A 23,781-nucleotide genomic window follows, 5' to 3' on the forward strand; every position below is an offset into this window, starting at 1 on the left:
AAGGCGACATTGCGGCTCCGCGCATGCACGTCGCCCGGGCAAACGACGGACGAAATGCGAGCCCCGACCGTCCTGCACCTGATTGCCGTCCCTCTGATTCATGGCCTCATCCTGATGAAGTGCGTCAGCGCCGTCTCGAAGGATACGCCGCGCGTCCAGATCCTGCCGCCAATCCTTCGAGACGGACCTGAAGGTCCTCCTCAGGATGAGGTCTTGGCGATGTGAGGCGGAAACGTCTGTGGCACGGTCTTTCGTTGTCATTCCTGCGAAGGCAGGGATCCAGTATCCCGTTGTCAGAGCGCCTTCGGCATTGTGCGGCCCGCACGGATTACCGGTTCCCGGTCTTGCCGCCTGCGCGGCAAACCGGGACGGCAATGTGGGTATGGCCCGGCCAGCGAGACAGGTTGTCGTCCTCCCTTGAGACGCGACTTTCTCGCGCTCACTTGATCCTGCCTTCTGTCGTCATCCCGGCCAAGCGCAGCGCGAGCCGGGACCGGGGAGGCATACGCCCGGCGGCTTGTACGATGCCCTTCCTGGCACACCCGGGCTCCCCGGCCCCGGATCTCACGCTGTTCGTCCGGGGTGCCGATCGAGGAGAGGGAGGTGAACTGAAATCTGCTGTCATCCCGGACTTGAACCGGGATCCAATCCACGGTGCCGCAAATCGATAGAAGGCGTGTTGGCGTCAGGCCCGAACCACGCGCACGACGATCAAGGCTCTGGAAACGAGTGGGCCCCGGATCTCGCTTCGCTCGTCCGGGGTGACATTGGGGAGAGGGGGCTGGCAACGTAAACAAGTTGCTTCTGGACAGGGCTTTGCGTCTGCTCAGGACACGCTTTTACCTTCCGTCGTCATCCCGGCCAAGCGTAGCGCGAGCCGGGATCGGGGAGGCACACGCCCGGCGGCTTGTACGATGCCCGTCCCGGCACACCCGGGCTCCCCGGCCCCGGATCTCACGCTGTTCGTCCGGGGTGACGATCGGTGAGAGGGAGGTGAACTGAATTCTGCTGTCATCGCGGCAAAGTGCAGCGCAGTGCCGGGATTGGGGAGCCGCGAGGCAGGCCGGTTGTCCTCGGTCTCCTTGTGGAACCTGTCGCTTCCGCGTTCGGTTTCTGTTGAGAAAAAATAACGTGACCCTTGCCGTTTGCGCTAGTTTCCAATGAAAGCGGACAGCATAAGGTGACCTGACATCAACTGAAGCGAGCGCACGGACGTGGAACTCTGGATTCCCATCACGATTTTTGCCGCCTTTTGTCAGAACCTGCGGACGGCAATGCAAAAGCATCTGAAGGGCAGGCTCGGCAACACCGGCGCGACCTTCGTCCGTTTCGGCTACGGTGCGCCCTTCGCCCTGGTCTATGCCGCGGTTCTGCATTTTGTCTTCGCCAGTCCGCTGCCGGAACCGACCGCGACGCTTTTCATTGCCGGTGCGCTCGGGGGACTGGCGCAGATCGGCGCCACCTTCCTGCTGATCTACCTGTTCTCCTTCCGCAATTTTGCGGTCGGCACGGCCTATTCGAAAACCGAGCCGATCCAGGCGGCGCTCTTCGGGCTTGTGGTTCTGGGCGAACGTGTCACCTGGGCCGCCGCCTTTTGCATCATGGTCGGTATCGCCGGGGTCATCGTCATTTCTCTTGCGCGTGTGCCGCTGACCGTATCGGCCGTTCGCTCATCGCTTTTCGGCCGGCCCGCCCTGATCGGGCTGGCCTCGGCCGCCCTGTTCGGCGCATCTGCGGTTGCCTATCGCACCGCGTCCCTGTCACTGGAGGGGACGACCGTCGCGATGCAGGCGGCGACGGCCCTTGTCTATGCGACCCTGTTCCAGACCCTTGCGATGACCATTTGGATGCGCATGCGCGAACCGGAAGAACTGCGCGCCAGCCTGAAAGCCTGGCGCGCCGCGGTCTGGGTCGGCGCCTCGGGTGTCGCCGGCTCCATCGGCTGGTTCACCGCCATGACCTTGCAGAATGTCGCCTATGTCCGCGCCCTCGCCCAGATCGAACTGGTCTTCACCTTCCTGGCGTCCTGGCTGGTCTTCAAGGAGGTGATTACACGCTCGGAGATCTTCGGTTGTCTTTTGATCGTCGCGGCCGTCGTCGGCATTATCCTGGCGGGCTGACGCCGCTCCGGACGGACCCGGAGATCCGCCTAGGCGACTTCCAGAACGATCTTGCCGATGTGGCCCTTCTTCCCGAATGCGTCCTGCGCAATGGCGATGTCGCGCAAGGGATAGGTCTCCGCAACAAGCGGCTTGATCTCCCCGGCCTCGATCCGTTTGACCAGGTTGCCGAAGACCTGGGGCTCAAGAACCGTGCAGCCGAAAAAGCTGAGATCCTTCAGGTAAAGCGTGCGTACGTCGAGTTCCACCATGGGGCCGCCGATCGCGCCGGACACGGCGTATCGTCCGCGCGGTTTCAGGATCTCGAGCAGGGAGGGCCACTTCTCGCCGGCGACAAGGTCGATCACCACATCGACGGAACTGATCCCGAGTTCACCGGCATAGTCCGCGTCCCTGGTGAGGGTCCGGTCAGCGCCAAGCGCCAGCAGCGCTTCGGACTTCGAGGGACTCGTCACCGCGATCACCCTGGCGCCCCTGGCCCTGGCAAGCTGGATCGCTGCCGAGCCGACACCGCCGGAAGCGCCGGTGACGAACACCGTGTCGCCCGCCTTGACGCCCGTGCGTTCGAGCATGTTCTCGGCCGTCGAATAGGAACAGGGAAACGAGGCCAGCGCGGCGTCGGACAGATCGCACATGACCGCGTGGGCATGGCGCGAGGCCACCTTGGTGAACTGGGCAAAGCCACCGTTGCATTCCGATCCGAAATACCAGGGTGAGGCGAGAGGTTTGCCGTCGGCTTCCACCAGGCTGGGCTCGATCAGGACACGTTCACCGATCCGTCCCGGGTCGACCCCCTCACCGACGGCAACGATCGTGCCGCACACATCCGCGCCCTGAACCAGCGGCAGTTTCAGCGCAACACCCGTCCAGGCCGCGTCTTCCGCGTCATTGTCTCCCTTTGAATACCAGCCGATACGTGTGTTGACGTCCGTGTTGTTGACACCGGCTGCAAGCACGCGAACAAGCACGTCTCCGGGCGCCGGGCGCGGCGTGTCGAGATCTTCCCGCCACTGCAGCATGTCGGGACCGCCGTGTCCGATCAGGACCACACCATGCATCTTTTCGGGTACGGACATGGAATGTCTCCGGTAGAATGTTTGTTCTACTTGCTCAGGTAGAGGATTTATTCTACCCCGTCAAGCATGACCGACACGAAAACCAGGATCGCGGCCGGGCTCGAGCGAGCTTTTGCGGAAAACGGATTTGCGGAGCCGAATATCGACAGCCTGCGCGAGGCGGCGGGCGTCAGCCTGAGGACGCTCTACAAATACGTGCCGTCGCGGGAGGAAATGGTGTTGTGCGCGCTGGAACACCGACATCGGCGCTACATGCAATTCGTCTTCGCCAACGTGCCGGCAACGGGAAAACCGGCGCTGCATACGCTCTTTGACAGAATAGCCGGCTGGATGGCGTCGGAGGCCGCTCACGGCTGCCTGTTTCACGCCGCGGTCGCCGCCGCACCAAGGGACGAGCGGCTCCGCACCCTGCTTTCGAAACACAAGAACGAGGTGGCGCAGGCAGTCGCCGATTTGTCGGGCCTTGCGGACCGGCAAGGCGAAATCACCTTGATCGTCGAAGGGCTGATGCAGGACTGGCCGCTGCACGGCGACGAGGCCACGAAATGCGCGAAGAACCTGGGTGACCTTCTGATGAATGGCAGGGGGCTTGGGTAACTATGCCTGTCCCGCCGCTGTCTGCAGCCAGTCCCGGAACGCGGCAACGGGCCGGGTCAATGTCCTCACGGGTGACCTGACGAACCAGTATCCGGTTTCCAGTTCCCGAACCGTCCAATCGGGCGAAACCAGATGTCCCGCGTCCAGTTCCTGGGACACGAACCGGCGGTCGATCACGATGGCGCCCATGCCGGCAATCGCCGCCTGGATCGCAAGGTCACGGCTTTGCAGGACTGTCCCGGAGTTGATGTCGGTATGCGCGATGCCGGCCGTTTCAAGCCATTCGGTCCAGTCGCTCCTGCGTGCGGAACTGTGCAGGAGAGGCAGGCTCTCCAGGACGGCGGGATCAGAAGGGTCCTTGCCGCTCACGAGGCCGGGTGCCATGGCAACGGCGAGGTGTTCCCGCCACAGGAGATGGCTTTTGACGCTTGGCCAGTTGCCGGTCCCCAGCCGGATCGCGCAGTCATAGTTCTCGCGATCGAGATCCACCATACGCGTTGAGGTCGACAGGAGCAGTTCGACATCGGGCTGCTCGGCCTGAAAGTCCGGCAGCCGCGGGATCAGCCAGCGCGTTGCGAAGGTGGAGACCGTGCTGATCCTGAGTTCCGTGCGTCCGCGCCGCTTGAAACTGTCGACCGCTTCTTCGATCCGGTCGAAGGCATCGCCGAGACTGAGCGCAAGCCGCTGCCCCTCATCCGTCAGGGTCAGCCCCCGTCCGTCGCGATTGACCAGCGTTGCCCCCAGTTCGCTCTCCAGCTTGCGCATGAGGTGCGACAGCGCGGAGGGAGAAACGCCGAGCTTCTCCGCCGCAATCGACGCGCGGCCGTGACGGGCCAGCAGGGAAAAGGCGTGAAGGGCACGGAGGGAAGCCATGTACGGACGCGTTCCGGTTGATTGAGTTTTCCTCAATCTAGTCGAGTTTCACCGGACTTGGTAGCGCCGCGTTCATGCGTGGTGGACCGGACACCAGACCGTAATCTTGACCGGACTGCTCCGCCGATCCTTCGAGACAGCGTTTTCTTCGTTGGGTAGGGGGCTGGCAACGTAAACAAGTTGCTTCTGGACGGGGCTTTGCGCTTCCTCAGGACACGCTTTTACCTCCCGTCGTCATCCCGGCCAAGCGCAGCGCGAGCCGGGATCGGGGAGGCATACGCCCGACGGCTTGTACGATGCCCGTCCCGGCACACCCGGGCTCCCCGGCCCCGGATCTCACGCTGTTCGTCCGGGGTGACGATCGGTGAGAGGGGGCGGAACTGAATTCTGCTGTCATCCCGGACTTGATCCGGGATCCAATCCACGGTGCCGTAGATCGATGGAAGGCGTGTCGGCGTCAGGCCCGAACCACGCGCACGACGATCATGGCTCTGGAAACGGGTGGGCCCCGGATCTCGCTTCGCTCGTCCGGGGTGACATGGGGGAGAGGGGGCTGGCAACAAAAACATGGTTGCTTCTGGACAGGGCTTTGCGTCTGCTCAGGACACGCTTTTACCTCCCGTCGTCATCCCGGCCAAGCGCAGCGCGAGCCGGGATCGGGGAGGCATACGCCCGACGGCTTGTACGATGCCCGTCCCGGCACACCCGGGCTCCCCGGCCCCGGATCTCACGCTGTTCGTCCGGGGTGACGATCGGTGAGAGGGAGGTGAGTTGAATTCTGCTGTCATCCCGAACTTGATCCGTGATCCAATCCACGGTGCCGCAGATCGATGGAAGGCGTGTCGGCTTCAGGCGCGAACCACGCGCACCACGCTCAGGGCTCTGGAAACGCGTGGGCCCCGGATCTCGCTCCGCTCGTCCGGGGTGACGAAGGAATGGTTGCACCGCATGAAAACCTCTGCATCCTCATCCTGAGGAAGCGCGAAGCGCTGTCTCGAAGGATGGGGGCAACGGACAGCCTTTGTAAATGCGGTATCCGGCCTGCGGGGTGCCTAGCGCAGGGACCCCAGAACTGCTTTCAGAAAACCGGTCAGATCTTCGGTGACGAAGTCCACATGGGGGTAGGGATCGCCCTCGAGGTCCCAGCTCTCCTCGAATACGGCCCGCGATCCCGTGGGGATGATCAATGCCGTGCGCATTCCGAGCGTGTGCGGAACCTTGAGGTTTTTCGGCAAATCCTCGAACATCGCGGCCCGGGCCGGAGAGATGCCCGTCAGTCCGATGAACTTGTCATAGGTCTCGCGATTGGGCTTTGGCACGAGATCCGCGGACACGATGTCGAAGATGTCCTCGAAATGATCGGAGATACCGAGCGCGGCTGCGGTGCGTTCCGCATGCGGACGGTCGCCGTTGGTGAAGATGAACTTCTTTCCGGGCAGGGCCTCGATCGCCGCCGCCAGATCCGGATTGGGCTCAAGTCCGGAGTAGTCGATGTCGTGCACGAAGGCCAGATAGTCGTCCGGATCGATGTTTTGCGTCGTCATCAGCCCGCGCAAGGTGGTGCCGTATTCGTGATACAGCGCCTTCTGATGCACCATCGCCTCGGAGCGGTTGAGGTCCATGATCTTCTGGACGTAAAGGGAGATCTGTTCATCGATCTGCGAAAACAGGTCCGCCTCATGCGGATAAAGCGTGTTGTCCAGGTCGAACACCCAGGCTTCCACGCCCTTGAAGATCCGCAGGTCCTGGCGGTGTGCGTGCTGGCCTTCCAAGGGCAGGATGCGTTTTCCGGTCACGGGCGTATCAACGTCCCTGCGCCGCCGTCGGTGAACAGTTCCAGGAGAACTGCATGAGGCACCTTGCCGTTGAGGATGACCACGCCTTCCACGCCGCGGTCAAGCGCCTCGATGCAGGTCTCGACCTTGGGAATCATGCCACCCGAGATCGTTCCGTCGGCCATCAGCGCGCGGGCCTTGGAAACGGTGAGCTGCTTGATCAGGTTGCCTTCCTTGTCGAGAACACCGGGCACATCCGTCAGGAAAAGCAGTCGCTTTGCACTCAGGGAGCCGGCGATCGCGCCGGCAGCCGTGTCCGCGTTTATGTTGTATGTCTCACCGTCCTCGCCGTGCGCCACCGGCGCGACGACGGGAATGATGGCTTCCTTCAGCACCAGTCTCAGGACGGTCGGATCGACATGTGCCGGCTCGCCGACAAAGCCGAGATCTACAACGCTTTCGATATTGCTGTCCGGATCGACAACGGTGCGGTTCAGCTTGCGCGCGGTGACAAGATTGCCGTCCTTGCCGCAAAGGCCGACCGCGCGGCCGCCTTCCGCATTGATCATCTGGACGATTTCCTTGTTGATCGACCCGGCCAGGACCATCTCCACCACTTCGACGGTGGCCTTGTCGGTGACGCGCAATCCGCCCTTGAACTCGCTCACGATGTTCAGCCGCTGCAGCATCCTGCCGATTTGCGGCCCGCCGCCGTGAACGACAACGGGATTGACGCCGGATTGGCGCAGCAGCGTGATGTCGCGCGCGAAGGCCTGCCCGAGTGCCGGATCACCCATGGCGTTGCCGCCATATTTCACGACAACGGTCTTGTCGTCGTAGCGCTGCATGTAGGGCAGGGCATGCGCGATGATGTGGGCGCGGCTGGACATGTCAGGATTTGTCATCGAGGCGTTTACTCAACTGGGCCTAGGTGATGGAGCCAAAAATGAGGCAGAAATGGTTTGAGGCGGATTGCTTCGCCTCAAGGAGCGGAAGCGCAGGAAATGTGGTTCATTTTCAAGCCTTTCGCGACGCCGGGGAGAAGCAATCCGGTCAAATCCGAAGGACATGGAAATGGCTTCACCCCGTGGCGTCAGCGTGCTTGACCGGGCAGGAAGCCCGCTCTGCACACCCTTCCTAACGGGGTCTCGCCATTTCGCATGCCATTTCAGTCTCATTTATGGGTCCATCACCTAAAGAACACTTTCAGGGGTTCCTGCTATAACCGGTTTGCCGGAACGGCACAAATTGCCTTCATACGGCGGCGTCCCAACTCTATTGGTTGGCCAGATTGCAGAGCTCGGCCCTCAGTTCGTCGATGCCCTGGTTTTTTTCCGAGGACGTCGCGACAATCAGCGGATGCGCCGCGACGCGCTTGGCAAGCGCTGCTTCTGTTTCGGAAACGAGACGGGCCAGTTGCGGCGGCTTGATCTTGTCGGACTTCGTCAGCACCACCTGGTAGACGACGGCGGCCCTGTCCAGCAGCGCCATTGCCTCCAGATCGTTTTTCTTGATCCCGTGCCGGCTGTCGACAAGCAGGATCACCCTGCGCAGGTTGGGGCGGCCGCGCAGGTAGGAAAAGACGAGATCGGTCCAGGCGTCGACAAGTTCCTTCGGCGCTTGCGCGTAGCCATAGCCGGGCATGTCCACGATCGTCAGCGGTGTATCGGGCGCAACGAAGAAGTTCAGCATTTGCGTCCGGCCGGGTGTCGACGAGGTTCTGGCAAGACCCTTTCGGCCGGTCAGCGCGTTGATCAGGCTGGACTTGCCGACATTGGACCGGCCGGCAAAGGCGATTTCCGTGCCCGCCGCGTCCGGAAGGTTGGACATGTCGGTCACGCTGGTCAGAAAGTCCCAGGGGCGGGCAAACATCAGCCGGCCCGCTTCCAGGTCTTCCTGCGAATAGGTTTGTTCGTCGCTCATGGGCTGCTTTTAGCTTGCCTTTGATCTTCCGTCGAGGCCGTGTTCGGCCTCAAGCGCTGCCTGTTCGAGCACGTCGATATCCGCACCCCAGATCGCCTTGAGATGACGGGAGATCTGTTCGATCGGCCAGTCCCACCAGGAAACGCTTAGAAGACGCTCGATGGTTGCCTCGTCGTATCTGAGCCGCACGACCCGGCCCGGATTGCCGACGACGACCGCGTAGGGCGGAACGTCTGAGGCCACGACCGCATGCGCGCCGATGATGGCGCCCGAGCAAATCGTGACACCTGGCATGATTTTGGAATTGGTCCCGAACCAGACGTCATTGCCGACGATCGTGTCGCCGCGCAGATGTCCGAATATCGTTTCCGGGTCGAACTTATCCATCCACTCTTCCGCGAAGATGTGGAATGGATAGGTGGAGAACCCCGTCAGGGCGTGATTGGCGCCGTTCATGATGAAGCTGGTTCCGCACGCCAGCGCGCAGAACTTTCCGATTTTCAGCCGGTCGCCGATAGTGTCGAAATGGTAACGCACGTTCCGGTTTTCGAAATCGAGAGCGTTCTCGAAATCATGATAGTAGGTGTAGTCGCCCACCTCGATGTTTGGCCGGGTGATGACGTTTTTCAGGAAAACGGTGTGGTTTTCGCCGTGGAACGGATGAAGCGTGTCTGGAGAAGGGCCGTGCATGAGACCTCCGGCAAGCAAGAAACAAGGGAAGGGTGTGTTGCGTATCGAACGCATTCGACCTGCCGGTTGGCGGCTTCGCCTTGCGGATTAGGTCTTGCTTCATCGGATCATCGGATTGCAGGCTCCTGTGAGTTTGTTGTCAAATCGAAAGGCCCCGCCGGGTGGCGGGGCCTTGGGTTGTATCAGCTCTTTTCGGCCTTGTCAGCCTCGTCGTCCGAGGCCGGCTTCTTTCGCTTGAACATGGACCCGAGATTGTCCCATAGCTCAACTTTCGCTCCCTGGCGGCGCATGATCACATATTGCTGTGTGATGGAGAGGAAGTTGTTCCAGGCCCAGTAGATCACGAGACCGGCCGGGAATGAGGCCAGCATGAAGGTGAACACGACCGGCATCCAGGTGAAGATCATCTGCTGGGTCGGATCGGGCGGCGCCGGGTTCATCTTCATCTGGATGAACATGGTGATGCCCATCAGCAGCGGCCACACGCCGAGCATCAGGAGCTGCGGCGGATCCCAGGGGATGAGCCCGAAGAGGTTGAACAGCGACGTCGGATCCGGTGCGGACAGATCCTGGATCCAGCCGAAGAACGGCGCGTGGCGCATTTCGATGGTGACGAACAGGACCTTGTAGAGCGCGAAGAACACCGGGATCTGGATCAGGATCGGCAGACAGCCCGCCAGCGGATTGATCTTTTCCTTCTTGTACAGCTCCATGAGAGCCTGCTGCTGCTTTTGCCGGTCATCCTTGTAGGTTTCCCGGATTTCGGTCATCTGCGGCTGCACGAGCTTCATCTTGCTCATGGAGACATAGGACTTGTTCGCCAGCGGGAAGAAGATCAGCTTGATGATGACCGTCACGACCAGGATGGCGACGCCGAAGTTGCCGAGAAGATGGAAGAAATAGTCGATCGCGAAGAACATCGGCTTGGTCAGGAAGTAGAACCAGCCCCAGTCGATCAGGAGTTCGAACCGGTTGATGCCGATGGACTCCTCGTAGGCGTCGATGAGCTTCGTTTCCTTCGCGCCCGCAAACAGATAGGAGCTTGTTTCCGCGGTTCCCCCGGCCGGAACGGCGACGCCGTTGCCGAGATAGTCCGCCTGGAAATTGCCGGTCACGCTGGAGAAGCTGAAGCTGGGCTGAAATTCCTGCCCCGGCACCGGGATAAGCGTCGCGGCCCAGTACTTGTCGGTGATGCCGAGCCAGCCATTGTCGACCTTGGCCGGGCGGTTCATGCCCTCTTCCTCGAGGTCCGAATAGTCGACCTCAAGGAGGCCTTCTTCGCCGAACACGCCGAGTAGGCCTTCATGAAGGATCCAGATACCCGTCGTTTCCGGAATGCCCTGCCGCGCAATAAGCCCGTAGGGATAAAGCGTCACCGCTTCGGCGGAGCTGTTGTCGACGGATTGTGCGACGGTGAACATGTAGTTCTCGTCGACGGAATAGGTGCGCTTGAAGACGAGGCCCGCGCCGTTGTCCCAGCTCAGCGTCAGGGGCGTGGACGGTGTCAGTGTCGCACTGCCCTCCACGGTCCAGACGCTGTCGGGTCCGGGAAGCGCCACATTCGTGCCCGGGTCCGCAACCCAGCCATAGTCGGTGTAGTAGGGCTGAGGGCTGCCCTTGGGTGAAAACAGGGCGATCGTCGGACTGCTTCTGTCGACGGTCTCGTGATAATCCTTGAGACGCAGGTCGTCGAGGCGGGCGCCGGTGAGGTTGATCGAACCTTCGAGGCGCGGCGTGTCGATCACGACCCTGTCGCTGGCGGCGACCGCCAGTTCACGACTGCCGAAAACGGCGTTCTGACCCACTGATTGCGCCGGAAGCGCCGCGTTTCCGCTCGAAGACGCCGAAGGTTGCGGCGCATCGGGATTGGCGCCCCCGTCGGTTGCGGCCTGACGTGCGGCGTCCGCCTGCTGCTGCGCCTCGATGGCGGCCTGCTGGCGTTCCAGTTCCGGTGTGGCAACGAAGTACTGCCAGGCGAGCAGGACGATCAGGGACAGTACGATTGCCAGAATCGTGTTTCGGTTTTCGGAGATCAACTGGTATTACCCCTGTTTCCTGCGCGGTGTCGGTTGAGACGACCGGTTTCCCCGGCGCGGTTTTCCCCGTCCGCGCGGTGTCTCCGGATCCAGCACTTGGCTTAGGCCTGACTTAAGGTCTGCAACGAGTTTTTGAAAGGGAAGAGTGAGCGCGGAATCGCGTGCAACAAGCACAAAATCCGCATTTTGCGGAATGTCGTCACGGCAAAGCTCGGCAACCGCCGCCCGCAGGCGCCGCTTGATGCGGCTGCGCATGACGGAGTTCCCGGTTTTCTTCGTGACGGTGTAGCCGACCCGCGATGCCGCGTCGCCGTTGCGCTTCAGGCCCTGAACGAAGAAAGCGCGCCGACCCAGTCGGCCGCCTTTGGCAACCGCGAGGAATTCGGAGCGCTTTTTCAAAGTGTCCATGGCAGCGGATTGGTGTTGGCAGCAGCCGCCAACCCGGCGCACTGCGCACAGGTTGCCGATCAGGCGCTGAGGCTCTTGCGGCCCTTTGCACGCCGGCGTGCGAGCACCTGACGACCGTTCTTGGTTGCCATACGTGCGCGGAATCCGTGGCGGCGCTTGCGGACAAGACGGCTCGGTTGATACGTACGCTTCATCGTTCTTACCCGCGCGGTTCGTGCGCGGCCCTTTTCATTTTTAAATTCTTTGGTGGAAGCATCCGAAGCGCTGGAAGAGCGCGGCTCAAAACAGCCTTGGGTCCGAATGCATGTCCCAGTCGTGCGCGCTTATAAGCGCCGCGCCGTCTCAAGTCAACGTTGCGGGCCAAGAATCTCGGGCGGAAAATCCGTTCACGCACAGGTGAACCGGCGACACCATGGCGTCACTTATCAGTGAAGCACGGTTCTTTTTAAGAGGTTTAAGGTACATCTGGCAGAAAGACCACTACGGCGTCATCAAGAATCGCCGCAGACGAACTTTACATGGGGCGTGACATGCTGGGGGAAAAGGCTGACCGAATGAGCGGGCCAAAGCAAACGGAGCAGGACATCGAGGAAACGGGAAAACCCTCCGCCTCGGGCAGATTCAGGAAGTGGCTTCCGCTGGTTGTCCTTGTTGCCCTGATGATAATTGCCTTTTCACAGGGCCTGCACAAGCAGCTGACCCTGTCCAACCTGATCATGCAGCGCCAGGAACTCATCGGTTTTGTCGACCAGAACCTGCTCGCGGCGCTTGCCGTGTTTTGCCTGGCCTACATCGTCTGCGTCTCGCTGTCCTTTCCCGGAGCCTCGCTACTGACGATTGCCGGCGGCTTCCTGTTCGGCTGGATCGCGGGCGGAACCGTCACGGTTGTCGGCGCCACCATCGGGGCATGTGCTGTCTTCCTCGTTGCCCGGTCGTCTTTCGGGGAAGTCCTGACAAAACGTGCCGGCCCGTTCCTGTCACGCCTTGCCGAAGGGTTTCGAAATGAGAGTTTCAACTATCTCCTGTTCCTGCGGCTGACGCCGGTGTTTCCGTTCTGGCTCGTCAACATTGCACCCGCGATCTTTCAGGTGCGTCTTCCCACCTACGCCTTGGCGACCTTCATCGGCATCATCCCGGGCACCTTCGCCTTTGCTTTCATCGGGTCCGGCCTCGACAGCGTGATCGAGGCGCAGGAGGCCGCAAATCCGGGCTGCGCGTCGGCCGGGACCTGCGAGATCGAGATATCCGCGCTGGTGACCCCCCAGCTGCTGGCGGCTTTCTTCGCGCTCGGGATCGCGAGCCTTATCCCGGTCGTCCTCAAAAGAATTCGCTCGGCCTGACAATCGCGGGCGAACCCTCGCCATAGTTTCATCCACCGCAACCGGAGCCCTCAATGGCAAAACTGCTGACCCCCGACATTTGTGTGATTGGTGCCGGCTCGGGTGGCCTCTCCGTTGCCGCCGCCGCTGCCGCGTTCGGCGTTGAGGTCGTGCTGATCGAAAAGGGCCTCATGGGTGGCGACTGCCTCAACTATGGCTGCGTTCCGTCCAAGGCATTGCTCGCGACCGCGAAAGCCGCGGCCGGAAACCGGGCGCAGGACCGGTTCGGCATTCATTCGGAAGGACTCGAAATCGACTTCGCTCGGGCCAACGATCATGTGCGCAGCGTGATCGCGGCGATCGAGCCGCATGATTCGCAGGAGCGCTTCGAAGGTCTTGGTGTCACGGTGCTGCGCGAGGCCGCCCGCTTCACGGACGAAAGAACCCTCGAGGTCGGAGATGTCAGGATCAGGGCGCGCCGGTTCGTGGTCGCGACCGGGTCGACGGCCCTGGTGCCGCCGATCCCCGGATTGGACGAGGTGCCTTATCTCATCAACGAGACCCTGTTCGAGCTGCGCGAGGCGCCAGGTCACCTGGCGATTATCGGCGGCGGGCCGATCGGCCTGGAGATGGCGCAGGCACACCGCCGCCTGGGCGCTGAGGTCACCGTTTTCGAGGCGGCCAGGCCCCTCGGCAAGGACGATCCCGAGCTGGCCGGGATCGTTCTCCAGTCGCTCAGGGACGAAGGCATCGAGATCCTCGAAGAAACGGCCGTCGAGCGCGTCGCCGCGGCGGACGGCGGAGTGAAGATTTTTGCGAAGTCCGCCGACGGAACAACGCTGGAGACCGAGGCGAGCCATCTTCTCGTCGCGACGGGCCGGGCACCAAATGTCCAGGATCTCGGATTGGAGGCGGCCGGGATCAGGTTCGACCGCAAGGGTATTGAGGTCGACGCGGGTCTGCGCACGACCAACCGCAAGGTCTACGCGATCGGCGATGTCGCCGGCGGATTGCAGTTTACCCATGTCGCCGGATACCAGGCCGGTCTTGTCATCCGTTCGATTCTGTTCCGCATGCCGGTGAAGATGAACAACACCCTCGTACCGTGGGTGACTTATACGTCACCGGAGCTTGGGCATATCGGTATGACCGTGACCGAAGCCAAGCGGGCCTATAGCGGCGCCGTGAAGGTCCTGAGTGCCGAGTATGCCGGCAATGACCGGGCCCAGGCGGAAGGTGCAACCATCGGAAAACTGAAACTGATCGTCGGTCCGGGAGGACGTCTGGCCGGGGCCGATATCGTCGGAGCCCAGGCCGGTGAAATTCTCAATCTGCTCTCGCTGGCCCTGTCCAAGAAGATGACGATGAAGGACCTGGCCGGGTTCATTGCGCCCTATCCGACGCTTGGAGAACTGGTGCGGCGTGCGGCAATTTCGTACTATGCGGACGCGCCAAAGAATGTTTGGCTGCGCCGGGTGCTTGCGATCTTGCGCAAGTTCGGATGAGTTTTGTCGTTGTTCTTGGCGGTTTAGGTCATATTTTCAGACAATTGCAGCTTATTTAATGAGCGTATGACAGAGTGATTCTTGGGACGGACAGAAGATGAAGCACGAGGGCGCGCCGGAAGGCGCAGCGGTCCCTGCAGACGATACGGGAAAGACACCCCGGGCGATTGACCGGCCGGAACGGCCCCGGCTCGGCGGCCTGTCGGGAAAGCTCCTGCTTCTGACCGTCGTCTTCGTGATGCTGTCGGAAGTGTTCATCTATGTCCCGTCCATCGCCAACTACCGCAACACCTGGCTGATGGACCGCTTGACGACCGCCGGTGTTGCCGCTTCCGTCCTCGCCGAAACGAGCACGATCGCACCGAGGCTTCAGGAAGAACTGCTGCAGACGACGGGCGCGGTCGCGATTTCGCTCGACCAGGGAACGCGGCGCAGCCTGATCGCCATGAACGACGTGCCCGGCGAAGTCGATTTCGTGGTCGACATGGCCAACGTTTCGGCGCTTTCCTCGATCATCGGCAGTTTCCAGATCCTGACCTACAGCGGTGACGGCGTCATGCGCGTGATCGGTGTCGGCCAGATGGGCCACACGGAGCGTGTCGACGTGGTTCTGCCCGTGGCCCTGCTGCAGCAGGACATGCTGGCCTTTTCCGGCCGTATCCTTGCGCTGTCGCTGTTCATTTCCGTGATCACCGCGAGCCTTGTCTACATCACCCTGCGCGCGCTCTTCATCCGCCCGCTTCGCCGCCTGACGCGCTCCATGGAGCGCTTCGCCGAAAACCCCGAGGACACCAGCCGGATCATCACCGTATCCGGCCGTCAGGACGAACTGGGCGATGCCGAGATCCGGCTTGCCGCGATGGAAGAGGCCCTGTCGCGCGCCCTGCAGCAGAAGCAGCGCCTTGCCGATCTCGGGCTTGCGGTCTCGAAAATCAACCACGATCTGCGCAACCTTCTGGCCTCCGCGCAACTGTTCCTGGAACGCCTGGAACACGTGCCGGATCCGACGGTCAGCCGGCTGGCGCCGAAGATCCTCGCCACCCTCGACAGGGCCGTCGGCTACACCCAGGCGGTGATGTCCTACGGCAAGGCGCAGGAACGCCCGCCGCAGCGCCGCCTGCTTGCCCTGCAACGGGTCGGGGACGATGTTGCCGACGTTCTCGGGCTGCACGACCATGACACGGTCGGTTTCGAGAACAAGGTGCCGGAGCACATCGAGATCGACGCGGACCCGGAGCAGATCTTCCGCGTGCTGCTCAACCTCGTGCGCAACGCGCTGCAGGCCCTTGAATCGGAGAAGGACGAGACGCTTGTCCGCCGGATCACCATGGAGGCGATGCGAGAGGGGGAATGCGTACACGTGGTGATCTCCGACACCGGGCCGGGCATTCCCGAAAACACTCGGAAGGCGCTCTTCAAGGCGTTTCACAGCGGCTCCAAGAAGGGTGGTGTCGGGCTCGGTCTCGCCATTGTTGCCGAGCTGCTGAAGGCCCATGGCGGCAGCATCGACCTGGACGAGACCAGACCGGGCGCTTGTTTCCGTCTGAAGGTTCCCGACCGCCGGTCCTGAACGGGATCCCGGCCCGAGGCGTTGCCTCTGCCTGCGCCAATTCCTTGGCTTTCCTGAAGGTTTTGGAACCGTGTGACAATTCCTTGAAAAAAAGTTCAAAAAGTCCCTTGCATTCCCTCCCGGGGCGCAGTAGGTAAGCGCCCTGTCCGGGGCACACGCGGCCCCGCTGCGCAGGACCGTTATTCGCTTCACGATAGCCTGAATGACCGTCCCTGCACCCGAAGCACCGGTAGCTCAGCTGGATAGAGCACCAGACTACGAATCTGGGGGTCGGGGGTTCGAATCCTCCCCGGTGCGCCATTCTCAGAACATGCCACTACGTTGTTCCGCGCGCGACCAGCTTGTAGCCGAGGTCAATGACCTTTCTCGCCCTCGCGGCGTCCGGATCGAGCAGCGCCCTGGCTGATGCGACGCCGATCGCCTCGCCGGGGACCTCGATCGTCGTCAGGTCGAAGCCGGAAGGCCGTGCTACGTCGAACCCGCCAAAACCAGAAACGGCGAGGTCTCCGGGTACCTCCAGATTGCGCCGCCTTGCTTCGCAAAGCACGCCCACCGCGACCGTGTCACTGACGCACATGACCGCGTCGATGTGCGGATTTGCGTTCAGACATTGATCGAAGAATGCAGCCCCAAATTCGATGCCGGACGGTATGCCCTGGTCTTCGTTTGGCCACGTGATCGGTGGCCTGCCGGCGGCGTGAAGCGCGGCTGAATATCCTTCGCGGCGGCGGCGTCCCCGTTCGTCCAGCAAGCCTGCGCCTCCCAGAAACGCGATGGTCTTCCGGCCGCTGTCGATGAGGTGACGCGCCATGTCATATCCGGCCTGAAAATTCGAAAAGCCGACAGCGATGTCCAGGGGTTCGGACGGCAACTGCCAGATCTCGACGACGGGAATGCTCAGGGATCTGATCAATCTCAAGGAGCCGGCAGAATGCGAGGTGCTGGTCAGAACGACCCCGTCAGGCCGGCGCGCCAGAAGAGCACGCAATGCATCTTCTTCAACGTCCGGATCATAGCCGGTGCTGGTCAGGAGCAGTTCAAACCCGGCAGCGCGGAGCGTGCCCGACAAACCATCCAGGGTCGATGCGAAGACAGAATCGCTGATGGTGGAAATGATCGCTCCGAAGACACGGCTCCTGCTTGACGACAAGGCTCCGGCGGTGTTGTCGGGGACGTAACCGAGCTCCTCGATCGCCTTTTGAACACGATGCCGTTTTGCTTCGGAGACTTTCTCGGGCGTGCGCAAGACACGGGAGACCGTGATCGTTCCGACCTCGGCCAGATCGGCGACATCCCGCATGGTGACCCACTTGTCCTTGCCCAACGCCTGCTCCTGCATTTGGATTTGCGTATTCATTGACGGGTTCAATAGACGGTGGTATCGATACCAAATCAAGTATGGTATCGATACCAAAATCAGTTTCGCAAGGGGAATCCGCGATGCTCACCAAGGACCAGACAGAACACTACGTCGAGAACGGCTACCTTCTTGTCGAAGATGCCGTGACGCCGGACCAGCTCAAGCGGATGCAGGACATCACGCATGATTTCATAGAGCGCTCGCGCAACGTGAGCGAGAGCAATGACGTTTATGATCTGGACGAAGGCCATGGTCCCGAGAATCCGAGGCTGACGCGGATCAAACTGCCGCACAAGCAGCATCCTTTCTTTTGGGAGGTTCTGAAGAACTCCAGAATCACGGAGGTCTTGCGGCAACTGGTCGGACCGGACGCGGTGCTGCAAACATCGAAGCTCAACGCAAAGGCGCCGGGAGGCGGGGCGGCCGTCGAGTGGCATCAGGACTGGGCCTTCTATCCCCACACCAACGACGACATGCTGGCCTTCGGTGTCTTTCTGGAAGATGTCACGGAGGAAAATGGCCCACTTCAGGTTATTCCCGGGTCCCATAAGGGGCCGATCTTGAGTCACAACAGTGCAGACGGCATTTTCTGCGGCGCCGTGGACCCCGGCGATCCGGATTTCCGGATTGAGAAGGCCGCCACGATAACCGGCAAGGCGGGAAGCATGTCCATCCACCACGCCCGCACCTTGCACGGCTCCGCCCCGAATGTGTCCGAACGCGCACGGCTGATGCTGTTCTATGAATGCTGCGCGGCGGATGCATGGCCGCTCATGGGTGGCTCGGCCTACATACAGCGCCTGTCGCAGCAGCAGCAATGGGAGGACCTTCAGGACAGGATGATCATCGGAAACCCTGTGCTGCAGCCCCGCATGAAAGAGGTTCCGGTGCGCTTGCCTTATCCGCCGGCAGCCGATGTCAGCTCAATTTTTCAGGTCCAGAAGTCCGGTGGCGCAAAAAGCGCGTTTGCCTGACACAACCGGCCTGGCACGGCAGGAAAGGTCGCAGCCTGCTGCATCTCTGTCTTGGACGCATGTGGCAGGAGCGCCATGAAGGTTAGATCAACGGACACCTTCGAAACGCCTGTCCTTGCGGGCACGTGGTGAACAGGCAAACCTCACCAGATAATGATGATGTCTCGCTGATTTTTTGCAGTCAGGAACAGCAATAAGACTAGGTTGTCAGGCTGGTTCTATTATACTCCTGCGTGTTGCTGGCAGGTGAGCGGGGGGCTGCGCATGACGTCACAAGACAAGGTGTCAATCAAACACGCAATTCCTTTGTTTGAAGGCATTGATAAATTTGATGAATTTCAGATCAATCGGATGTGCTTGGTCACGGGGGTCACCGCTGGTGAAACCATTCTCAAACGGAACGACGAGACGACGGACGTGTTCTTGATTATCGACGGGACTGTTTCTGTCCGTGATTATTCGATTGATGGCAAGGAGGTTTCGTATTCGGAAATCAGCACGGGCGGAATTTTCGGCGAATTCGCCGCAATCGACGGCAGACCGCGATCCGCATCGATCGAAGCCAAGACCGACGCCACGATCGCCAGCATGAGCGCAAAGGACTTCCGCAAGCTGATCGCGTCTGACGGCGCATTCGGATTGCGGCTTGCGGAACATCTCGTGTCAAAAGCCAGAGGGCTCAGTCAGCGCGTCTTCGAGTATGGGGCTCTGTCGGTTCGCCAAAGACTGCATGCCGAGATCTTGCGCTTGTGCGACACCGAAGCGGCGAATGGGGAGGTCTGCACGATCTCGCCGGCGCCATCCCACTACGAACTCGCCACACGGATTGCAACGCACAGGGAAGCCGTCACCAAGGAATTGAACCGTCTGGTTTCGCAGGGCATAGCCCGGCTCGAGCGGCGCAGCATCACGATCACGGACCTGCCGCGGTTGCGGCGGGCGGTGTCGGGCGACGATTTGGCGTGACTTTTCCGGCTGGGTTTGCGGCTCATCCTGATCCCGCTCACGCGATGATGGTTTCCTGCAGATGCCGGCAGCCGGTCTGTCCGTGCCTGACGGCCTGTCACTCGTGCCGCATCTGTCGATACCGGACCAGTGACCTCCTCCCTGCAGCCGATACGGCTTCCTTGTTTTGAGGTCGGCCCGAAGCAGCGCGCGTGATCGCGGTTGAAACACGAATTTCAAAACAAATTCCACCCAATGTGGGATTTCCCACTTAAGTAACGTAGATGCTCTGCCATTCATGATGCGGAAAGACTGTTCGCATTCATGAAAGGCTTGGGTGTTGATGTTGCTTCCTGTGACTTTTAAAGCGAATGCTTCGCGCAGTAAGTGGTTTTACATTCTGTCTCTGCCGGCTTTTCTGTCCGGTTGCACTGCAGTGTCGGTTGAATCCAGTTTTGTGGCGAACAAACAGCCGCACGCACCCTATGTGGCCTACCATCTGCCCAAGTCGATTGTTTCTCTCAATGTCGCGCTCGACAAGGACGGCAAGGTGACAATTGGCAAAGCGACGGAAAAAAGAGTTGCGGACCCGAATGCGCATTATCGGTTGAACCTGAAACAGCTTCCGACTGCCAACGATCAGTTTACCCTGGCCGTCGGCGCAGACGGGCTTCTCAACTCGGCCAAGATCACCAACGAAGACAAGACTGCTGACATCATCAGCTCGGCAGCTTCCCTGTTTTCCGAGGCAGCAAAATCCTTTCTAACGAACAGGCAGGATGGAGCAAGGCCCTCCCCAACGTTCAGTGTCGACCTCGTCTTCGATCCGGATGATCCAAGACAGGTCGCCTACTCCGCAGATCAGCTGAGTGCCGCCAGCGCCGGCAATTTCTATCTCGCTCTGAAGACGATCGAGGGCGACTTTCTTTACAGGCAAAACCGGCCCATTCCCGGCAGACGGCTGTCTAAAACCGGCGAAAACGTCAGCGTCGCGCGGCGGTGCGAAGGCAGTTTCTGCTTCCGGACCATGCGTCCCATCATCGTCGAGATAAAGACGAAGGGCCGAACGCTCGTGTCCCGGCAGACGGTTGATGTCGTGAATACCAAGCAGGTCAGTTCGTTTGATGTTCGCCGCGCCGCCTGCGTGAAAAAAGTCACGGATCTGACTTTTGAGGACGGCGTTCTCACAAAGGCCGACATCACCAAACCCAGCGAAATTCTCGGCTGCATCTCCATTCCCGCAACCATCCTCAAGGCGATCGTCGGATTTCCAGGTTGACGGGCCGGGATTGCCGCACCGGACCCGATGGGCCGGCGGCCGGAGTGAAACTGAAACCCAGGAAAGGAACATGTCTATGTCTGGAAGTAATTCTATCAAATCGGTCAACCAGTTGCTTTCCGTTCTGAAAAAAGACCCGGACCTTGAAAGCAAGATCAAGAGTGATCCGATCAACGCTCTTGAGGAAATCAAGAGCGCAGCGGTCCCGGATACGCAGGTCTATCGGCTGGTGGTCGGCTCGTTGGGGCTGGCGCTTCTGGGATCTGTGGCCGGCGCAATCATCATTGCCCTCTATCCGGGTGAAAACACCTCCATCCCGGACATCCTGATCGCCACCGCATCCGCTTCGGTCGGCGCTCTAGCCGGCATCCTGATGCCGTATTCAACCAGTGACGCATGATTTCAATCGACTTCAAGGAAGAGAAAAATGGCTGACCAGAAAGCACTTTCGGTGATGAAATCCACCGGCCGCACCCTCACTCCGGCGCAAGATGGCGATGCGGATCTCGGGCCCTTTGCTCACTTGCCGGGAACGTGGAAAAGCCTGCCGGGGCGCGGCTGGAACATGATTGCGCTGCCCTTCGAAAAAGGCACGTTCAAATACCGCCTCCTTATGAACCAGTACAACGAGACGCTCAAGTTCAGCCTTGTTGACAAGGGTGTTCCCAATCGGGGCCTGGCGCTCGATGTTCCGCCGGATGAGGCCGACCAGTTCCTGGTCGCGATCGACTATGAGCAAACCATCGAGCAGATCTCCGCCGAAGACTCTCCCGATAGCGGACTGGCCGGCAAACCAGGGCTGGCAATCCATCACGAGCCTGGCCTGCTTCTGCAAATGCTCAACCGCACCACCGACGGTCTGGACATCGCGCGGCTTGCGACAATCCCTCACGGCGATTCCGTACTTGCACTCGGCCGCTGGCGGGCGCACGCGGGCGCTCCGTCCATTCCCACGATAAGCGGTTTGCCGATCGGCGTATCAACCGATGTCGACAACAACCCTTACCTGGCGCCGTACAAGCACTTCATTGATCACCCGTTCAACGGATTGTTCGACCCCGCCGCACCGAATGACCTTCTCGCAGAAGCCAACAAGGGTCTGACATTTTCGGATACCACTGAACTGGTGTTCGACACGACGCTCGGAACCGGCGGCATCGTGAACATCCCGTTCATCGTGAAACAGGCCAACGCAGCGGACATGAAATCCACTTTCTGGATTTCCGAAGTCACCGACGAGAAGCAACCGGGCGTTGTCAAAAGACGTCTGCAATATTCGCAAATCGTCATGCTGGATTTCTTTCCGCGCCGCGACGGCATGCCCGGTCTCATCCGCTGGCCGCACGTTTCCATCAACACTCTGGAGAAAGTCGAATACTAATTATCTATTTAGATCAGTGCTTTGAGAAGAATTAGCTCACATTTCTGCAAGCAAATGACTTCGTCAGGCGTGAGCTAAGTTCACGCAGAACACAATCAACGCAAGTAGGAGAAGTGTCATGTCAAATACAGTGAATCCCAATCTTCGGACCCCCACACCCACTGGAAACTACCTCGTCACGATGCGGCCAAAGATGAAAACATCTGCAGCCGTGAAGAGCTTGTCGAGCGTCTCCAGCGAAATGAGAGTAAAGACCTATTCAGATGCGAAAAACGAGCCAAACAAGATAGCTTCCATGCTGGACGAACAAGGATGCGTCTATCTCGATCGCTTGGGCGTTGCGGTTATTCAGGGTAAGGACAATGACTATGTTTCGGCCATGTCCACTGCGCTGGCGGGAAACGCGGACGTCGTTGAAGTCAGACCCGAATTTTTCATGTTTGCGTCCAATATTGTCGAACAGCGATATCAGCAATGGGTACAGGAAGGTATCCGGCTCCTGGCGGACGGGGCGCCATTCGTCTCGGCACCGGCGAGCGAAATGGCCGCGCGCGTCGCCCACAGTATTGCAACTGCTGAAGCCACATGGGGCATTGACGCCACCGGAGTGTCTGCTTCGTCCTACACTGGCAAGGGTATCAAGATTGCTGTCCTCGACACCGGATTTGATTCGGCGCATCCGGATTTCGCAGGTCGCAATGTCGTTGCGCAGTCCTTTGTGCCCGGCGAAACCAGTCAGGACGGGAATGGGCACGGCACGCACTGCATCGGGACGGCAGCTGGACCGATGGCGTCGTCACATCATCCGCGTTACGGTTGTGCCGTCGATGCCGAGATATTTGCAGGCAAGGTGCTGTCCAATGCCGGCAGCGGCCGGGAGAGTTGGATATTGGCCGGCATGAATTGGGCGATCGAAAGCGGGTGTCACGTCATTTCCATGTCGCTCGGACGATCAGTCGATCAGGGCGAAAAGCCCGACCCGCTCTACGAGCAGGCAGGACAGCTCGCGCTTGAAAACGGCTCCATCATAATCGCTGCGTCCGGCAACGACAGTGCGCGCCAGTTCGGCCATATCGCCCCGGTCAATGCACCTGCAAACTCGCAATCGATCATGGCCGTAGGTTCGGTCGACAATCAGATGAAAATCTCAAGATTTTCGTGTGGCGGGATCAATGGCGACGGCGGCGAAGTCAATCTTTGCGCTCCAGGAGAGGATGTCCTGTCCTCCTATCCGCTGCCTGAGCAATATCGCCGGCTCGACGGAACAAGCATGGCGACCCCGCATGTTGCAGGTATCGCAGCAATGTTTGCTCAATCAGACGCGAAGCTGAGAGGCAAAGACTTGTGGGAAGCTCTTCGCCGCAACGCCTTGGATATTGGACTGCCGATCCGTGACGGCGGGGCCGGTTTTGTTCAGGCACCGATGGTCTCTGCACCGAATGGGGCAATGTCCTGAGCGTCGATATGCGAGGACGGCTGCGCCGTCCTCCAAACCCTGAAAACCTTCGTTTTTCGAAGCGGAGGTTTTCTTCGCCATGTGCCGCTATCGCGAATACAGTTGATCCAAAACCTGATAAACCGCGACTGCGCCAAGCACGCGTTCGGAAACTTTACGACAGGGTACAGAGGCCATGAACAATCGCAAAGTGCTGATCCAGGTCGACACCAAAGGTAACCGCACGATTGAGGAGATCGTGAGAGATCTCGAAGGAAACGGCTTGCAGGTTGAGAGCGTCATGAATTTGATCGGCGTCGTATCGGGAACAATCGCAGGCGACAAGGTCACTAATATTGAGACATTGGACGGGGTAAGGAGTTGCCGTGATGAGGGAACGATAAGCCTGCCACCTGACGATCCCGAGGTTCCTCAATAGCATCGCTTTTTCCAGGTCAGACGCGAAACGTGCGGTGAGCTGCGCCGTTTCGCGAGACGTGCATTTTTTGATCCTA

22 protein-coding genes and 1 tRNA gene are annotated in these 23,781 nt (G+C 60.3%); 13 read left to right on the forward strand and 10 right to left on the reverse strand.

The features are described 5' to 3' along the window. Nucleotides 1-1,214 precede the first annotated feature (1,214 nt). Nucleotides 1,215-2,120, forward strand: coding sequence for a DMT family transporter (locus ACO07N_RS13020; protein ID WP_421981423.1), 906 nt, complete (start codon nt 1,215-1,217; stop codon nt 2,118-2,120). Nucleotides 2,121-2,149: 29 nt separating this feature from the next. On the opposite strand, the gene ACO07N_RS13025 is transcribed toward ACO07N_RS13020, so the two are convergent. Beyond that, nucleotides 2,150-3,196 (reverse strand): alcohol dehydrogenase family protein, encoded by a 1,047-nt coding sequence (locus ACO07N_RS13025; protein ID WP_421981424.1) that lies wholly within the window; start codon nt 3,194-3,196, stop codon nt 2,150-2,152. A 66-nt stretch (nt 3,197-3,262) separates the two neighbouring features. Between ACO07N_RS13025 and ACO07N_RS13030 the strand changes: the two genes are divergently transcribed. Then, nucleotides 3,263-3,793, forward strand: a complete 531-nt coding sequence (locus ACO07N_RS13030; protein ID WP_421981425.1) for a TetR/AcrR family transcriptional regulator — start codon at nt 3,263-3,265, stop codon at nt 3,791-3,793. On the opposite strand, the gene ACO07N_RS13035 is transcribed toward ACO07N_RS13030, so the two are convergent. The 8 genes from ACO07N_RS13035 to rpmH form a co-directional block, all read right to left on the reverse strand. Beyond that, entirely contained in the window at nt 3,794-4,666 is an 873-nt protein-coding gene (locus ACO07N_RS13035) for a LysR substrate-binding domain-containing protein (RefSeq protein WP_421981426.1), read from the reverse strand. It lies immediately after the preceding gene. 1,052 nt (nt 4,667-5,718) lie between these two features. Further along, nucleotides 5,719-6,462, reverse strand: coding sequence for a pyrimidine 5'-nucleotidase (locus ACO07N_RS13040; RefSeq protein ID WP_421981427.1), 744 nt, complete (start codon nt 6,460-6,462; stop codon nt 5,719-5,721). Continuing rightward, a complete protein-coding gene (gene argB / locus ACO07N_RS13045) occupies nt 6,459-7,346 on the reverse strand; it encodes an acetylglutamate kinase (RefSeq protein ID WP_421981428.1) in 888 nt (295 codons plus the stop codon). Before argB ends, ACO07N_RS13040 begins: the two co-directional genes overlap by 4 nt. A gap of 370 nt (nt 7,347-7,716) precedes the next feature. After that, nucleotides 7,717-8,364, reverse strand: coding sequence for a ribosome biogenesis GTP-binding protein YihA/YsxC (gene yihA, locus ACO07N_RS13050; RefSeq protein ID WP_421981429.1), 648 nt, complete (start codon nt 8,362-8,364; stop codon nt 7,717-7,719). Between the two features lie 9 nt (nt 8,365-8,373). Beyond that, a complete protein-coding gene (locus ACO07N_RS13055; RefSeq protein WP_421981430.1) occupies nt 8,374-9,054 on the reverse strand; it encodes a CatB-related O-acetyltransferase in 681 nt (226 codons plus the stop codon). 182 nt (nt 9,055-9,236) lie between these two features. Then, on the reverse strand, nt 9,237-11,087 hold the full coding sequence (gene yidC / locus ACO07N_RS13060) for a membrane protein insertase YidC (RefSeq protein WP_421984425.1): 1,851 nt from the start codon (nt 11,085-11,087) through the stop codon (nt 9,237-9,239). Between the two features lie 9 nt (nt 11,088-11,096). Next, nucleotides 11,097-11,498, reverse strand: coding sequence for a ribonuclease P protein component (gene rnpA, locus ACO07N_RS13065; protein WP_421981431.1), 402 nt, complete (start codon nt 11,496-11,498; stop codon nt 11,097-11,099). 59 nt (nt 11,499-11,557) lie between these two features. Next, entirely contained in the window at nt 11,558-11,692 is a 135-nt protein-coding gene (rpmH, locus tag ACO07N_RS13070) for a 50S ribosomal protein L34 (protein ID WP_006934271.1), read from the reverse strand. A 360-nt stretch (nt 11,693-12,052) separates the two neighbouring features. Here rpmH and ACO07N_RS13075 point away from each other — a divergent pair, with 360 nt between their 5' ends. The 4 genes from ACO07N_RS13075 to ACO07N_RS13090 all read left to right on the forward strand — a co-directional run bounded on the left by ACO07N_RS13075 (nt 12,053) and on the right by ACO07N_RS13090 (nt 16,192). After that, nucleotides 12,053-12,838 carry a TVP38/TMEM64 family protein gene (locus ACO07N_RS13075; protein ID WP_421981432.1) on the forward strand — a complete coding sequence of 262 codons (786 nt, stop codon included), beginning with the start codon at nt 12,053-12,055 and terminating at the stop codon, nt 12,836-12,838. 53 nt (nt 12,839-12,891) lie between these two features. Further along, on the forward strand, nt 12,892-14,322 hold the full coding sequence (locus ACO07N_RS13080) for a dihydrolipoyl dehydrogenase family protein (protein ID WP_421981433.1): 1,431 nt from the start codon (nt 12,892-12,894) through the stop codon (nt 14,320-14,322). A gap of 97 nt (nt 14,323-14,419) precedes the next feature. Next, nucleotides 14,420-15,892, forward strand: coding sequence for a sensor histidine kinase (locus ACO07N_RS13085; RefSeq protein WP_421981434.1), 1,473 nt, complete (start codon nt 14,420-14,422; stop codon nt 15,890-15,892). 223 nt (nt 15,893-16,115) lie between these two features. Next, nucleotides 16,116-16,192, forward strand: a tRNA-Arg gene (locus ACO07N_RS13090). A gap of 16 nt (nt 16,193-16,208) precedes the next feature. On the opposite strand, the gene ACO07N_RS13095 is transcribed toward ACO07N_RS13090, so the two are convergent. After that, the gene (locus tag ACO07N_RS13095) at nt 16,209-17,249 is read right to left on the reverse strand and encodes a LacI family DNA-binding transcriptional regulator (RefSeq protein WP_421981435.1); all 1,041 of its coding nucleotides are present in this window, start codon (nt 17,247-17,249) and stop codon (nt 16,209-16,211) included. Nucleotides 17,250-17,332: 83 nt separating this feature from the next. Between ACO07N_RS13095 and ACO07N_RS13100 the strand changes: the two genes are divergently transcribed. From ACO07N_RS13100 to ACO07N_RS13130, 7 genes are all read left to right on the forward strand, one after another. Further along, the gene (locus ACO07N_RS13100; protein WP_421981436.1) at nt 17,333-18,226 is read left to right on the forward strand and encodes a phytanoyl-CoA dioxygenase family protein; all 894 of its coding nucleotides are present in this window, start codon (nt 17,333-17,335) and stop codon (nt 18,224-18,226) included. A gap of 264 nt (nt 18,227-18,490) precedes the next feature. Beyond that, on the forward strand, nt 18,491-19,192 hold the full coding sequence (locus tag ACO07N_RS13105; RefSeq protein WP_421981437.1) for a Crp/Fnr family transcriptional regulator: 702 nt from the start codon (nt 18,491-18,493) through the stop codon (nt 19,190-19,192). Nucleotides 19,193-19,628: 436 nt separating this feature from the next. Continuing rightward, nucleotides 19,629-20,450 (forward strand): hypothetical protein, encoded by an 822-nt coding sequence (locus tag ACO07N_RS13110; protein ID WP_421981438.1) that lies wholly within the window; start codon nt 19,629-19,631, stop codon nt 20,448-20,450. 76 nt (nt 20,451-20,526) lie between these two features. After that, nucleotides 20,527-20,850 carry a hypothetical protein gene (locus ACO07N_RS13115; protein ID WP_421981439.1) on the forward strand — a complete coding sequence of 108 codons (324 nt, stop codon included), beginning with the start codon at nt 20,527-20,529 and terminating at the stop codon, nt 20,848-20,850. A gap of 27 nt (nt 20,851-20,877) precedes the next feature. Beyond that, nucleotides 20,878-21,831: a heme-binding protein gene (locus tag ACO07N_RS13120; RefSeq protein WP_421981440.1), complete on the forward strand. Its 954-nt coding sequence runs from the start codon at nt 20,878-20,880 to the stop codon at nt 21,829-21,831. A gap of 118 nt (nt 21,832-21,949) precedes the next feature. Then, nucleotides 21,950-23,287, forward strand: coding sequence for a S8 family serine peptidase (locus ACO07N_RS13125; RefSeq protein WP_421981441.1), 1,338 nt, complete (start codon nt 21,950-21,952; stop codon nt 23,285-23,287). Between the two features lie 175 nt (nt 23,288-23,462). Continuing rightward, entirely contained in the window at nt 23,463-23,705 is a 243-nt protein-coding gene (locus ACO07N_RS13130) for a hypothetical protein (protein WP_421981442.1), read from the forward strand. Nucleotides 23,706-23,781: the final 76 nt, after the last annotated feature.

Origin of the sequence: Roseibium sp. (genome assembly GCF_965229775.1) — a bacterium.
Taxonomy (GTDB): domain Bacteria; phylum Pseudomonadota; class Alphaproteobacteria; order Rhizobiales; family Stappiaceae; genus Roseibium.

What these genes read in the sequence shown, in the direction of transcription:
- ACO07N_RS13075 (WP_421981432.1), top strand. Translation starts at nt 12,053, where the DNA reads ATGAGCGGGCCAAAGCAAACGGAGCAGGACATCGAGGAAACGGGAAAA.
- ACO07N_RS13095 (WP_421981435.1), bottom strand. Translation starts at nt 17,249, where the DNA reads ATGAATACGCAAATCCAAATGCAGGAGCAGGCGTTGGGCAAGGACAAG.
- ACO07N_RS13120 (WP_421981440.1), top strand. Translation starts at nt 20,878, where the DNA reads ATGGCTGACCAGAAAGCACTTTCGGTGATGAAATCCACCGGCCGCACC.
- ACO07N_RS13035 (WP_421981426.1), bottom strand. Translation starts at nt 4,666, where the DNA reads ATGGCTTCCCTCCGTGCCCTTCACGCCTTTTCCCTGCTGGCCCGTCAC.
- ACO07N_RS13130 (WP_421981442.1), top strand. Translation starts at nt 23,463, where the DNA reads ATGAACAATCGCAAAGTGCTGATCCAGGTCGACACCAAAGGTAACCGC.
- ACO07N_RS13055 (WP_421981430.1), bottom strand. Translation starts at nt 9,054, where the DNA reads ATGCACGGCCCTTCTCCAGACACGCTTCATCCGTTCCACGGCGAAAAC.
- ACO07N_RS13100 (WP_421981436.1), top strand. Translation starts at nt 17,333, where the DNA reads ATGCTCACCAAGGACCAGACAGAACACTACGTCGAGAACGGCTACCTT.
- ACO07N_RS13115 (WP_421981439.1), top strand. Translation starts at nt 20,527, where the DNA reads ATGTCTGGAAGTAATTCTATCAAATCGGTCAACCAGTTGCTTTCCGTT.
- ACO07N_RS13080 (WP_421981433.1), top strand. Translation starts at nt 12,892, where the DNA reads ATGGCAAAACTGCTGACCCCCGACATTTGTGTGATTGGTGCCGGCTCG.
- argB (WP_421981428.1), bottom strand. Translation starts at nt 7,346, where the DNA reads ATGACAAATCCTGACATGTCCAGCCGCGCCCACATCATCGCGCATGCC.
- rnpA (WP_421981431.1), bottom strand. Translation starts at nt 11,498, where the DNA reads ATGGACACTTTGAAAAAGCGCTCCGAATTCCTCGCGGTTGCCAAAGGC.
- ACO07N_RS13025 (WP_421981424.1), bottom strand. Translation starts at nt 3,196, where the DNA reads ATGTCCGTACCCGAAAAGATGCATGGTGTGGTCCTGATCGGACACGGC.
- ACO07N_RS13125 (WP_421981441.1), top strand. Translation starts at nt 21,950, where the DNA reads ATGTCAAATACAGTGAATCCCAATCTTCGGACCCCCACACCCACTGGA.
- ACO07N_RS13085 (WP_421981434.1), top strand. Translation starts at nt 14,420, where the DNA reads ATGAAGCACGAGGGCGCGCCGGAAGGCGCAGCGGTCCCTGCAGACGAT.
- ACO07N_RS13030 (WP_421981425.1), top strand. Translation starts at nt 3,263, where the DNA reads ATGACCGACACGAAAACCAGGATCGCGGCCGGGCTCGAGCGAGCTTTT.
- rpmH (WP_006934271.1), bottom strand. Translation starts at nt 11,692, where the DNA reads ATGAAGCGTACGTATCAACCGAGCCGTCTTGTCCGCAAGCGCCGCCAC.
- ACO07N_RS13105 (WP_421981437.1), top strand. Translation starts at nt 18,491, where the DNA reads ATGACGTCACAAGACAAGGTGTCAATCAAACACGCAATTCCTTTGTTT.
- yihA (WP_421981429.1), bottom strand. Translation starts at nt 8,364, where the DNA reads ATGAGCGACGAACAAACCTATTCGCAGGAAGACCTGGAAGCGGGCCGG.